Raw genomic sequence first — 12,874 nt, forward strand, 5'->3', positions numbered from 1 at the left:
TTTACTCATGAAAACTACATTTTTTAAATCGGTAATAGTTCTTTTTCTTTTGTTCGGATGTACAATTGTTTCTGCACAAATGATCAAGACCAAAGCACCTGCACGTGCAAAAGGTCAACAAGATGTACTCAGAATGGCGGCAGAGCCAATTCCAACTGTTCGTATTGCTTTCATCGGACTTGGAATGCGCGGTCCTGGAGCTGTTGAACGCATGACACATATTCCTGGTGTTGAAATTGTTGCACTTTGCGATATGACTCAGGAAAATACTTCAAAAGCGAATGAAATTTTAACTAAAGCCGGTTTTCCAAAAGCACAGGAATTTTATGGTGATGAAAATGCCTGGAGAAAAGTTACAGCATTGCCAAATGTAGATTTAGTTTATGTAGCTACAGATTGGCTTCATCATGCTATAATTGGTGTTCAAGCTATGAAAGACGGAAAACACGTTGCAATTGAAGTTCCGGGAGCTTTGACTATGAAAGAAATCTGGGAGCTAATTGACACTTCAGAAAAAACTAGAAAACATTGTATGCAATTAGAAAACTGCGTTTACGATTTCTTCGAATTGACTACTTTAAATATGGCACAGCAAGGTTTATTTGGGGAAATTCTTCATGCTGAAGGTTCTTACATTCATGGTTTACAGCCGTTTTGGGGGGAATACTGGAACAACTGGAGAATGGATTACAACATCAAACACAGGGGCGATATTTATGCGACACACGGAATGGGACCTGCGTGTCAGGCATTAAATATTCACCGTGGTGACAAAATGAATTTCTTGGTTTCAATGGATACAAAAGCGGTTGGAAATCCTGCTTACATTAAAGAAAAATCGGGACAAGAAATTAAAGATTTTAGAAACGGAGATCATACCATGACGATGATTCGAACTGAAAATGGAAAAACAATCCAAATTCAACATGATGTTACTTCGCCTCGCCCGTACAGCAGAATGTATCAGTTAAGCGGTACAAAAGGTTTCGCAAATAAATATCCGTTAGAAGGTTATGCTTTGGATGGAAAAGAATTAAGTGATGATGTAAAACCAAACCACGAAAAATTAAGTGCACACTCTTTTGTTCCTGAAGAAGTTAAAAAAGCGCTGATGGAAAAATACAAACACCCGATTGCAAAAGGAATTGAGGAACAAGCCAAAAAAGTAGGCGGTCATGGCGGAATGGACTTTATCATGGATTACCGTTTAATTCACTGTTTGCAAAAAGGACTTCCGCTAGATATGGATGTTTACGATTTAGCAGAGTGGTCTTGTCTTGGTCCATTGACTGAGATTTCATTGGACAACAATTCGGCTCCGGTTGAAATTCCAGATTTTACTCGTGGAGGATGGAATAAATTGAAAAAATTAGAGTTTTCTGAGTAAATATTTTTTATTGGTTAGTTAAAAGGGACAAGAGGGCATTATTTAAAAAAAATGCTCTCTTGTTTATTACAGTTATTTATAGTATTTCACTAATGAAAAAAATCTTATACACTTTTATATTTTTGCTTTTCACAGCATTATCGTCAACTGCACAACAAAAGCAAACCTTTGCGATTCGCGATGGAAATTTTCTTTTAAATGGAAATCCGATACAAATTCACTCTGGTGAAATGCATTATTCCCGAATTCCTCAGCCGTATTGGAGACATCGTTTAAAGATGATGAAAGCAATGGGCTTAAATGCTGTTGCTACTTATGTATTTTGGAATTATCATGAAATTGCTCCCGGAGTTTGGGATTTCAAAACAGGTAATAAAAATTTAGCCGAATATATTAAAACCGCTCAGGAAGAAGGTTTGTTTGTGATTTTACGTCCGGGACCTTACGTTTGTGCAGAATGGGAATTTGGAGGTTATCCTTGGTTTTTGCAAAATGTTCCCAATATGGTTATTCGTGGCAATAATAAGGAATATTTAGCCGCTACAAAAGCTTATTTTACGGAATTATACAAACAAGTTGCCAATTTGCAAATCACGAAGGGTGGACCAATTATTATGGTTCAGGGTGAAAATGAATTTGGTTCGTATGTGTCACAGCGAAAAGATATTCCGTTAGAAGAACATAAAAAATATAGTGCAACTGTTTTTCAACAATTAAAAGATGTTGGTTTTGAAGTTCCATTTTTCACTTCAGACGGAAGCTGGCTTTTTGAAGGCGGAGCTCTTCCGGGAGCTTTACCAACTGCAAACGGCGAAGATGATGTGACAAAACTTAAAAAAGTCGTAGATCAATTCAATAATAATCAAGGTCCATACATGGTTGCCGAATTTTATCCGGGTTGGTTGGATCATTGGGCAGAACCATTTCCGACTCAAAAACCGGAACAAACGGTTCGTCAGACTAAAAAATATTTGGATAATAATGTGTCTTTCAATTATTATATGGTTCACGGCGGTACCAATTTCGGATTTACTTCTGGTGCCAATTATGATAAAGAACACGATATTCAGCCCGATATGACATCATACGATTATGATGCGCCAATAAGCGAAGCCGGTTGGGCAACTCCAAAATACAATGCTTTAAGAGAACTTTTAAAAACTAAAGAAACACCTAATATCCCTGAGCAATTTCCTGTAATCACGATTCCAAATATTTCTCTTTCGAAAATCGTTGATTTGGAAAATTTAAAATCGAAAATTGATCCGATAATCGAAGATACACCACAAACATTTGAGCAGTTAAATCAAGGTGACGGTTATGTTTGGTACAGTAAAAAATTTACACAACCTATCAGTGGAAAATTAGAATTAAACGGATTGCGTGATTATGCGATTGTATATCTGAACGGAAAAAAGGTTGCCGAATTAAACCGATATTACAAAAAATACAGCTGCGAAATTGAAGTTCCTTTCAATGCGACTTTAGATATTTTAGTCGAAAATATGGGACGTATTAATTATGGATCACAAATTAATTCCAACAATAAAGGAATTATCAGTCCCGTAATTATTAATGGAGAAACGATTACAGGTAATTGGGAAATGTATAAATTCCCAATGAATAAAGAACCTGACTTAACGGCTTACAAAAACTCAGGAAAAACGAATCGTCCTGTTTTGTACCGAGGAACTTTTGATTTAAAAAAAACAGGAGATACATTTCTAGATATGAGAGACTTCGGAAAAGGAATTGTCTTTATCAACGGAATCAATATTGGCCGTTATTGGAGTGTTGGCCCACAACAAACGCTTTATGTTCCAGGATGCTGGCTTAAAAAAGGAAAAAACCAAATTACCATTTTTGAACAGAAAAATGAAACTATTCAAAAAGAAGTCAAAACTATTACAACACCAATTCTAGAAGATTTAAAACCTGAAAAAGGTTAAGAAAGAAGCTATTTAAAAGACTTTAGACAAAGTCGAAACTTTATAAATAAAAACCCCAGCGGGGTAAAATATTTATAGAATTCAAATAAGATAACTGAGAAAAAAGCTCCAGAGAAGCGACATGTCTTTACTTATAAAAAAGACATGTCGCTTCTCTGGAGCTTAATATTGTATATTATGGATTCTTTGCTATAAATATTTCGCTTCTCCGAAGCTTAAAAAAAAGAACTGCCCTTTTGCGACAGTTGCTTTTTTGATATACATTCAAAAATTAATTCCAATTGAAAGTAATTTTCTTTTCTATTTCTGAACTTAAACTCAAAAATACAGGACAAGTCATCGCTGCTCTTTCTAAAATTGTTTTACTTTTTTCATCAGCATTGCTTTTCATTTGAAACACAATTTCAATTGCTCCAATTCTTCTTGGTTCTGCATTCATGATTTTAGTTACTTCAGCTGTAGAACCCACAAAATTAACTTCTAAATCACGGGCTTTAATTCCCATAATTGTCATCATGCAGCTTGCTAAAGCATTTGCAACTGTATCTGTTGGAGAAAAAGCCTCTCCTTTTCCGTTATTATCTAATGGTGCATCTGAAATAATTTCGCTTCCAGATTGCACGTGAATTGAACTTGTTCTTAAATCGCCTAAATAGGTTACTTTTGATGTCATTAATTTGCTTCTTTTAAAGTTAAATCGCTGTCGTAATATAAAATGTAAACACCTTTATTTGCGTGTCCGCCATCTTCTTTTTTGTAATATTGAAATTTATTATCCACTTGTTCTGTGGTCATTAAATCTGCTGTTTCCTGATATGTTTTTCCTTGAACCAAACGCATCATCGTATCAAAAGTAACATCAAATCCTTTTGTTGCATAAGTATTTGGATTCACTTTATTTTTCAATCGGTATTCTTTTTTGAAAATCAATGCTCCTGCTTCGTCGCTCTCGCGGGTAATAGAAGGATACATCAATTTCAACTTCACTAAATTATCAAAACTGATTTCATCTGTATCTAATGTACTGTTTGGCTCTAAAATGACCAATTGCACCTGACATGTTTTTTGCGAATCAAGCAATGCTTTTATGGTAGTTTTCACCATTGCTGTATTTCCTGTTTCCATAACTACATAGTTCATTCTTCCAGGAAGAAGCAAACCTTTTAGGTTGGCAACATCTAATCCGCCAGTTTCTGTCAAAGAAGCAAACACTACACCTTTTTGATTCTGTTTAATATAATTTATAACCGATTCTTTTTTCTTATCAACAACAGCGACTATATTTCCGTTTTTTGCACGCATATAATCAAAAACCGAATTACGGATTACATCATTTGACGGGATGGCCTGATATAAATTATCAATTGGATTTGCGGCATCCTTTGATAACGGTGAAATTACGGGTACATTATCTGCACGCAGCATATTTGCAGTCGCTTCGGCATTATTTTGATAAAATGGTCCAATAACTGCATTTGCATTCTGCAGTTTATTCTGAGCAATCAAACTAGAAATATTCGATGAAGTTTTAGTTTCTCCTGAATCATAAATGGCAACATCAATTGGTAGTTTCAACGTTTTAGCCGAATCAATTGCCATCATCGCTCCCGAATAAAAATCCAATGTCATATTTAAAAATTTATCGCTTTTAATTCGATTTGCAGCGCTTGTAGTATCACTTTGCATTTTAGCCAGATTAAAAGGCAATAATAAAACTACTTTCTGACGCTCAGTCTGACCTCTTTTCTTTGTCAGTTCTACTATTTCAGGATCTGCAGAAACCGTTTCAGATTTCACTTTATCAACAATTTTAATACCGCTTGGAGCAGAAGTTTCTACAGCTTTTTCAATCGGCTTTTCAATAGCTTTTTCTACTGGCTGTGCTTGAGCAATAATCGGCTGAGGCGCTAAATATCCTGTCGGAACTTTCAAAACCATTCCTTCTTTTACACCTTCAGAAAGTGCCGGATTTAATGCCGTCAACTCCTCTTGGCTCAAATGAAAAGTTCTTCCTAAACTATAAAAAGTCTCTTTTGGCTTTACCTGATAATCCATGTAAGTTGTTGCCTTTTTAGACGTTTCCGTTTTTTTAGTTTCAGCAGGTTTTGTGGTATTTGCAATTGGCGCCGCTTCTGTATTTGGAGCAGTTCCTTTTATAGTCAATCGGTATCCAACTGGAAGGTTTGAAACAATTTCAGGGTTTCTTTTTTCTAATTCTTCAACTGTCATATTATATTGCTTTGCAATACCAAATTTTGTTTCCTTTGGCGCAACATCATGATACACATATTTTTCCTGTGAACTATTTTTAGACGGTTTAGCGCTAGCTGCTGTTTTTGGAGCTGAGCCTTTTGCAGGAATTACCAATTTCTGTCCAACTACAACTCCATCCTTCTCTAAAAATGGATTTGCAGCTTTCAACGCTTCGTCTGAAATCCCATATTTGTGCTCAATACTCCAAAAAGTTTCTTTTGGCTGTACTTCGTGAATAATTTCTTTAGAATTGACTGCCGTTTTCGCTACAGTTGGTTCAGATTTTACCGTTGTTTTTGAACCGCTTGCAGGAATCAGCAAAACCGTATTTGGCTTTACACCACTTCTTGCATCAGGATTCAATGCATAAATATCATAAGGCGTAACTTTAAATTTTAATGCAATCTCATTTACAGTTTCATTTCCTGAAACGGTATATTTTACTGTCTTACTCTGCGAAAAAGCAGAACAGGTTATAAAAAAAACAAGAAACAATAATGTTGAATAATATTTCATAATAGACTTAAAACAATTTAATTTTTAATTCAAAAACAAGTTACTAAATTCTTGTCAGAGCAAGATTCGGGCCAGTGTTAATTCCGTCCCAAATATTATCTCAGATCAATCTCGACCTTAGCAATAATTATCTCTTTATATAACTCATCTTCTTCCTTTTTCTTGCATTTATACAAAACTTCTTCCATCTTTTCGAACTTATCCGAGTAAACATAATACGAAAGACTGTTTATATTGAAAAAGAAACTTGCGTTAAAATCACCAGAATCAATAAGTTTCATGATAAGCTTATCGCGTAGTGTTGCGTCTGTAAATATACCTAAAACTAAGTAATAGCCGTTTGAAACTTCTTTAAGATTATCAAAAACTTCAACTTTAACTGTTTTGCCTTTTTTAAGCGGATTTTCTTCTAATTCGCGCTTCATTTCTTCCAATGAAACCACTTTTGAAGCTTCAGAAATTCCCGATTTATTTTGTTTTTTAATCGCCTCATCCTGATACTTTTTCAATTTTACCAAAGCCAGTTTATCATCAAATTTTCGTGCTTCCATACTATAATAAGAAGCTTTGCTGATATGTCTTTTTACTTCAATTTGTTTCTGAGTATCCAATGAATCAATTTTCGCTATTAAAAGCTGGTTTTGCGCATCACCTTGCTCCTGCTCGATTTTATAACGCTTGATTTCTTCTAAAGATAAACGTTGTTGTATTGAATTTACATTATTATTTTTCTCGCTTTCGCGGATTTTCTTCTTGTATTCCTGATTTTCTTCAACGGCTATTTTTTCTACTTTGTTCATCAAACCAGCATATGCTTTACGATTTTCTGCCAATTCTTTTTTCAGTTGAGAAGATAATTCACTCGTTTTCCCAATGCTTTCATACGATTGTTTTTCCAGACGTTTTGACTCATCAACATTCATAATATCCATTCGTTTCAATTCAACCAAATCATTATTCATTGTATTGACTAATGAATCTAATTTGGCCATCAAAATATCCTGAACATTTTTATTGGCTTCTAAAACCAAACGCAATTTTTCAACCGAATTTTCTTTAGAACCATTCATGTCATTCAGATTTACTTTCAAATCATTGATTTTGATAATCTTCTGATTCATTTCTTTCTGAATAACCAATCTGTCTTTTAAATCTTCTAATTCTACAGTTTTGGCTTTTGTTTTTTCAACCACAACTTGTTTTTCTGCAAGAGCAAGCATCAATTCTTCACTTTCATTTGCAGGTTTAATTTCTTTTGTATTGATGGCTAATTTATTTCCAATTATCAATCCGTTTACAATTTCTGGATTTTGTGATTCTAATTGATCGATAGAAATTCCATATTTTTTTGCGATCGAAAATTTCGTTTCTTTTGGTTCAACAACATGAAAAATTGTTTCTTTATTAATCACACGAACTCTTCCGTCTAAAGTTTTTCTTTTATTCGGAATTGAAATAGTTTGCCCGATCTGCAATCCATTTTGCAGCAATTCTTTATTTTCATTTTCTAAATCCTGAACTGATACATTATATTGTCTGGCAATGCTAAATAACGATTCTTTAGCAACAACAAGATGCGAAGCTTTTGAAGTATTTGTATTTTCAGTTTTCGAAAGATTCGAAGCGTTCTGCGGAATAATCAATTCCTGACCAACCTGAAGTCCGCCAGCAAGAATTTCCTCATTTGCATTTTGAATAGCTTCTACAGAAACTTTGTATTTTTTTGATAAACCGTAAAGTGTTTCTTTCTCGCCAACAATATGAGTAATTTGTTGATCTGATTTTATTTTTTCTGAAGAATGAACTGGAATCTTAATAATCTGATTGTCTTTAATTCCATTTTGAGATTCGGGATTGAATTTAAAGATTTCATCAACCGAAACCTTATATTTTTGGGCTATAAAATACGCGGTTTCTCCCTTTTGAATTTTGTGCTCAATAAATGAATCTTGTGCAGTTATTCTGTTAAAAGACAAAATAAAGACAAGAAAAAACGTTAAAAATTCTCTCATAAATAGTAGGTTTAAAAAATTAAGGCATTACAAATGTAACGCCTTAATTTGAAAAATCTTACTATTCCCACTCAATTGTTGCAGGTGGTTTTGAACTAATATCGTAAACGACACGATTCACGCCTTTTACTTTATTTATAATATCATTTGATACTTTCATCAAGAAATCATAAGGTAAATGAACCCAGTCAGCAGTCATACCGTCAGTAGATTCAACAGCTCTAAGCGCTACTACTTTTTCATATGTACGCTCATCGCCCATTACACCAACACTGTTTACAGGAAGCAAAATTGCTCCAGCTTGCCAAACTTTATCGTATAATCCCCAAGATTTTAATCCTTCGATAAATACAGAATCAACATCTTGCAAAATTTGTACTTTCTCTGGAGTAATATCTCCTAAAATTCTGATTGATAATCCAGGTCCAGGGAAAGGGTGTCTTCCTAATAATTCAGGATCGATTCCTAATGTAGCTCCAACTCTTCTCACTTCATCTTTGAAAAGCATTCTAAGTGGTTCTACAATTTTTAATTTCATATAATCTGGCAATCCACCAACGTTGTGGTGCGATTTAATAGTTGCCGATGGTCCTTTTACCGAAACAGATTCGATCACGTCTGGATAAATTGTTCCTTGTGCCAACCATTTTACGTCTTCGATTAAATGTGATTCATCATCAAAAACTTCGATAAATACACGACCGATTGTTTTACGTTTTGTTTCAGGATCACTGATTCCTGCTAATTCGCCAAGGAAACGATCTCCGGCATCTACGCCTTTAACGTTTAATCCCATTCCTTTGTATTGGTCTAATACATTTTGGAATTCGTTTTTACGTAAAAGTCCGTTGTTAACGAAGATGCAGTATAAATTTTGTCCGATTGCTTTATGCAATAAAACCGCCGCTACAGTAGAATCTACTCCTCCAGATAAACCAAGAACAACTTTATCGTTTCCTAGTTTTTCTTTTAATTCTGCTACCATTTCGTCGACGAAAGCATTTGGAGTAAAGTTTTGAGGAACTTCAGCAATTTTTACTAAGAAGTTTTCAAGCATTTTCTTCCCATCCGTAGAATGGTAAACCTCTGGATGGTATTGAATTGCATAAGTAGTTTCGCCTTCAATTTTGTAAGCTGCATATTCTACGTCATGCGTACTTGCTAATTTTACAGCATTTGTTGGAAGCGCTTTGATACTATCGCTATGGCTCATCCAAACTTGGCTATTTTCTGAAACTCCTTCAAAGAAAGTTTCATTCTCTTTAATATAAGACAAGTTAGCTCTTCCGTATTCTCTTGTATTAGAAGCTGCTACTTCACCACCGCTGAAATGCGCTAAATATTGCGCTCCATAACAAACGGCTAGCAAAGGCATTTTACCTCTAATTTGCGATAAATCAGGATGCGGTGCATCTTCTCCTCTAACAGAGAAAGGGCTTCCTCCTAAAATTACGGCTTTATAACTTGATAAATCACTTGGAATGTGATTGTAAGGGAAAATTTCGCAGAATATATTTAATTCGCGAACTCTACGCGCAATAAGTTGAGTATATTGCGATCCGAAATCTAAAATAAGTACGTTGTGTTGCATGCGCAAAAATACTTTTTATATTCCAAAATGAAAAATCGGAACGTTGAAAAAATAAATATTTTTTTTCAACGTTCCGATTTTTAGGCGCAAAGGCGCAAAGTAACAAAGATTCAAAGTTTTTTACTTTGTAACTTTGCTCCTTTGTAACTTTGAACCTTAAAAACAAAAATCCAAACCTGAAAATATTTCGTATGTAACGAAAAACCCAATTTAAAATTAACTATGAAATCAAAATGTATTGCCTTGACGCTTTTGCTGTCAATCTTTTTAACTTCGTGTGATGCTGTTGATGATTTATTGACATTCAGTATTTCGAATGAAACTTCAATAAAAATTAAGAGTACTTCGCCTATTAATCTGCCTTCGGAAATAATCACGCCGGAGGTAACAACAAATTCTTCTGCTGAATTTGAAAACAATAAAACAAAAGCTAGTCTTGTAAAAGATGTTAAACTGAGATCCTTAAATTTATCGATTTCTGATCCGTCAGATAAAACATTTACGTTTTTAAAATCGGTTCATTTGTATATTTCGACCACAAATTCAGATGAAATAGAATTGGCTTATCAGGATAATATTATGTCAACCAGCAACACAATTGATTTGATTTGTACCGATAAAAAACTGGATCAATACATTAAAGCAGATAGTTACAAAATTAGAACTCAAGTAACATTGAAAGAAACTTTAACCAAAGATGTAACGGTTAAAGCAGACATGAAATTTAAAGTTACTGCGGATCCGTTTTAATCTAAGGTTCTGAGGTTCTGAGATTCTAAGATACTAAGGTTCTAAGATTTTAGTTTTGAGATATAAAAAAAGAAGGTTCTAAAATTAGAACCTTCTTTTTTTATAGTTAGTGATTAAAGTTTAAAAAAGTTAGAATCTTAGTATCTTAGAATCTTAGCATATCAAAAAAATTATTCTTTCGTCACAACAATAGATGCTTTAAAGCCAGCGGCAAGATTGTCCCAATAATCATTGGTAACCAATGCGCCTTTGTCATCATAAACTTGGATTTCGGCGGTGTTTCCTCCGAGTGTTCCTATATTTAGCGCTTCAAAATCCAATTTATTAAATCCATCGGATAAATTAATTTTCACTTCTTTAAAATTAGAATCCAAAAATATCTGATCCCGTATTACTTGATCGTTATTTGATACTTTTACCAAATCGCCGTCGATTGCTCCAAAATCACGAAATTTTACAATAAAATATTGCGATTTAGTTTTGAAATCTCCTAACGAAATATTCTTTTTGACCAATGTTCCTCGGCCTTCGCGAAGTCCTGCATCTTTTAAAGCCTTATCCAAATCTTTTTCCATTTTGTCCACATAACGATCGCCTGGATTTGCAAAATCTGTTTCGGTTGACATTGTAAATTTGCTTTTTTCTTCTCCAACCTGAAATTTAGATTTTGTCGTTAATTTGGTATTATCGTAAACATTTGGTGTTTTTATACTCGGAATTTCATTAGTTGGCGCAGCCGGATCGTTTAAACTTGGCATATCTGGAACAGGCATTTTTTTTGGTTTTGCACCAAACTTTGGAGCTGGAATGCTCTTGAATTTAGTACTAAATTCAGTTTGGGCTGATACCGAGGCAACAGAAAAAAATAATATGACAAATAAAATATGCTTCATTGAAAAAGTTTTATCGAATCGGCTTTTATAATTTTATAAAATATTTATAGCAAAGCAAAAATAACATAATTTGTTTCCGAACTTTCACTTTAAGGTTTTTATAACAATTATTTGGCCTAATTTTTAGAATCAAAAAACCTGCCAAGGTTTAATTCAAATTATAAAAATTAAATATGATCTATATGATATTCTAAGTAATTTCTTTTGTAAAAATTTTGTTATAAAATCTTCTTTTACTTTGACAGTAAGCAACTTATTCCTAAATTCAAGGTTTAAATTTTTCTTCATTAAAACAATAGGAAAATGGATTATATCGACTACTATAAAACATTAGAAATTACGAAAACCGCGACCGAAGCTGAAATCAAAAAAGCTTACAGAAAACTAGCTCGTAAATATCATCCGGATTTAAATCCGAATGATAAGGAAGCAGAGAAAAAATTCAAGGAAATAAACGAAGCAAATGAGGTTTTGAGTAATCCTGAAAACCGTAAAAAATACGACAAATACGGAAAAGACTGGAAACATGCCGATGAGTTTGAAAAAGCAGGTTATGATCCAAATCAGCAACAACAGCAATATTCAAGACAACAAAGCGGACAGGATTTTTCTGGTTTTGGAGGCGATTTTTCAGGAAGTGATTTCTCCGATTTCTTCAATTCAATGTACGGATCTGGACGAAGCAGCCGAGCTCAATCTAAATATCGCGGCCAGGATTTTAATGCCGAATTACAGCTCGATTTAGCATCGGCATATACTACGCACAAACAAAGCCTGACTGTTAACGGCAAAAACATCAGAATCACTATTCCGGCCGGAGTTGAAAACGGTCAGGTTATAAAAATCCCAGGACATGGCGGCGCCGGTGTAAATGGCGGGCCAAATGGCGATTTGTACATTACTTTTTTAATTCAAAACAATTCTGATTTTAAAAGAGACGGAAACAATTTATATTCAAATGTCGATTTGGATTTGTACACTGCCATTCTTGGCGGAGAAATCAGCATTAAAACTTTTGATGGAAAAGTAAAAATAAAAGTTCCTGCCGAAACACAAACGGGAACAAAAGTCAAATTAAAAGGAAAAGGATTTCCTGTTTATAAAAAAGACAATCAATTTGGCGATTTGTATGTTACATACAATCTAAAAATCCCAACTAAATTATCGGAAAAAGAAAAAGAGTTATTTGCAGAATTATCTAAACTTAGAAATCATGGGCAGTAAAAATTTAATTCAAATAAAACAGTTTTGTCTGTATCACGAAATTGAAAATACATTTATAAAAGACCTTAATAGTTATGGTTTGATCAAAATTATTTTTGAAGAAAATGATGAATACCTAGAACCTGAGCAATTGCCTGCAATCGAAAAAATGATGCGTATGCATTATGATCTGAATATCAATCTAGAAGGAATTGATGCTATTTATCATCTACTAAATAAAATTGAAACTTTACAACAACATTTAACAAATACCCAAAACAAACTTAGAATTTACGAAGAACAGGAAGTAAGAGAATAAG

Annotated in this window: 10 protein-coding genes; 5 read left to right on the forward strand and 5 right to left on the reverse strand. The window is 33.9% G+C overall.

Features of this window, described 5'->3' with window-relative positions; all coding sequences use genetic code 11:
- Positions 1 to 7: 7 nt before the first annotated feature.
- Both ACWA1B_RS08480 and ACWA1B_RS08485 read left to right on the forward strand, forming a co-directional pair.
- Positions 8 to 1,387, forward strand: coding sequence for a Gfo/Idh/MocA family protein (locus tag ACWA1B_RS08480; protein ID WP_456905897.1), 1,380 nt, complete (start codon positions 8 to 10; stop codon positions 1,385 to 1,387).
- Positions 1,388 to 1,479: 92 nt separating this feature from the next.
- A complete protein-coding gene (locus tag ACWA1B_RS08485) occupies positions 1,480 to 3,336 on the forward strand; it encodes a glycoside hydrolase family 35 protein (protein WP_456905899.1) in 1,857 nt (618 codons plus the stop codon).
- Between the two features lie 271 nt (positions 3,337 to 3,607).
- Here the strand turns inward: ACWA1B_RS08485 and ACWA1B_RS08490 are convergent, their stop codons facing one another.
- The 4 genes from ACWA1B_RS08490 to guaA all read right to left on the reverse strand — a co-directional run bounded on the left by ACWA1B_RS08490 (position 3,608) and on the right by guaA (position 9,708).
- Positions 3,608 to 4,009 (reverse strand): OsmC family protein, encoded by a 402-nt coding sequence (locus ACWA1B_RS08490; protein WP_456905901.1) that lies wholly within the window; start codon positions 4,007 to 4,009, stop codon positions 3,608 to 3,610.
- Entirely contained in the window at positions 4,009 to 6,105 is a 2,097-nt protein-coding gene (locus ACWA1B_RS08495) for a PBP1 and LysM peptidoglycan-binding domain-containing protein (RefSeq protein ID WP_456905903.1), read from the reverse strand. Before ACWA1B_RS08495 ends, ACWA1B_RS08490 begins: the two co-directional genes overlap by 1 nt.
- A 95-nt stretch (positions 6,106 to 6,200) precedes the next feature.
- Positions 6,201 to 8,117, reverse strand: coding sequence for a LysM peptidoglycan-binding domain-containing protein (locus ACWA1B_RS08500; protein ID WP_456905905.1), 1,917 nt, complete (start codon positions 8,115 to 8,117; stop codon positions 6,201 to 6,203).
- Between the two features lie 61 nt (positions 8,118 to 8,178).
- Positions 8,179 to 9,708: a glutamine-hydrolyzing GMP synthase gene (gene guaA / locus ACWA1B_RS08505; RefSeq protein ID WP_456905907.1), complete on the reverse strand. Its 1,530-nt coding sequence runs from the start codon at positions 9,706 to 9,708 to the stop codon at positions 8,179 to 8,181.
- Between the two features lie 222 nt (positions 9,709 to 9,930).
- On the opposite strand from guaA, the gene ACWA1B_RS08510 reads away from it, so the two are divergent.
- Entirely contained in the window at positions 9,931 to 10,458 is a 528-nt protein-coding gene (locus ACWA1B_RS08510) for a hypothetical protein (protein WP_456905909.1), read from the forward strand.
- A 170-nt stretch (positions 10,459 to 10,628) separates the two neighbouring features.
- Here the strand turns inward: ACWA1B_RS08510 and ACWA1B_RS08515 are convergent, their stop codons facing one another.
- Positions 10,629 to 11,351 carry a hypothetical protein gene (locus ACWA1B_RS08515; protein ID WP_456905911.1) on the reverse strand — a complete coding sequence of 241 codons (723 nt, stop codon included), beginning with the start codon at positions 11,349 to 11,351 and terminating at the stop codon, positions 10,629 to 10,631.
- A 303-nt stretch (positions 11,352 to 11,654) separates the two neighbouring features.
- Here ACWA1B_RS08515 and ACWA1B_RS08520 point away from each other — a divergent pair, with 303 nt between their 5' ends.
- Both ACWA1B_RS08520 and ACWA1B_RS08525 read left to right on the forward strand, forming a co-directional pair.
- Entirely contained in the window at positions 11,655 to 12,575 is a 921-nt protein-coding gene (locus ACWA1B_RS08520; protein ID WP_456905913.1) for a DnaJ C-terminal domain-containing protein, read from the forward strand.
- Positions 12,565 to 12,873, forward strand: coding sequence for a chaperone modulator CbpM (locus ACWA1B_RS08525; RefSeq protein ID WP_456905915.1), 309 nt, complete (start codon positions 12,565 to 12,567; stop codon positions 12,871 to 12,873). The genes ACWA1B_RS08520 and ACWA1B_RS08525 overlap by 11 nt, the downstream gene beginning before the upstream one ends.
- Position 12,874 lies beyond the last annotated feature (1 nt).

Source organism: Flavobacterium xizangense (assembly GCF_054075145.1).

Bases quoted from the DNA above. Each gene is read 5' to 3' on its own strand.
- ACWA1B_RS08495 (WP_456905903.1), bottom strand. From the start codon at position 6,105: ATGAAATATTATTCAACATTATTGTTTCTTGTTTTTTTTATAACCTGT.
- ACWA1B_RS08525 (WP_456905915.1), top strand. From the start codon at position 12,565: ATGGGCAGTAAAAATTTAATTCAAATAAAACAGTTTTGTCTGTATCAC.
- ACWA1B_RS08515 (WP_456905911.1), bottom strand. From the start codon at position 11,351: ATGAAGCATATTTTATTTGTCATATTATTTTTTTCTGTTGCCTCGGTA.
- ACWA1B_RS08485 (WP_456905899.1), top strand. From the start codon at position 1,480: ATGAAAAAAATCTTATACACTTTTATATTTTTGCTTTTCACAGCATTA.
- guaA (WP_456905907.1), bottom strand. From the start codon at position 9,708: ATGCAACACAACGTACTTATTTTAGATTTCGGATCGCAATATACTCAA.
- ACWA1B_RS08490 (WP_456905901.1), bottom strand. From the start codon at position 4,009: ATGACATCAAAAGTAACCTATTTAGGCGATTTAAGAACAAGTTCAATT.
- ACWA1B_RS08510 (WP_456905909.1), top strand. From the start codon at position 9,931: ATGAAATCAAAATGTATTGCCTTGACGCTTTTGCTGTCAATCTTTTTA.
- ACWA1B_RS08520 (WP_456905913.1), top strand. From the start codon at position 11,655: ATGGATTATATCGACTACTATAAAACATTAGAAATTACGAAAACCGCG.
- ACWA1B_RS08500 (WP_456905905.1), bottom strand. From the start codon at position 8,117: ATGAGAGAATTTTTAACGTTTTTTCTTGTCTTTATTTTGTCTTTTAAC.
- ACWA1B_RS08480 (WP_456905897.1), top strand. From the start codon at position 8: ATGAAAACTACATTTTTTAAATCGGTAATAGTTCTTTTTCTTTTGTTC.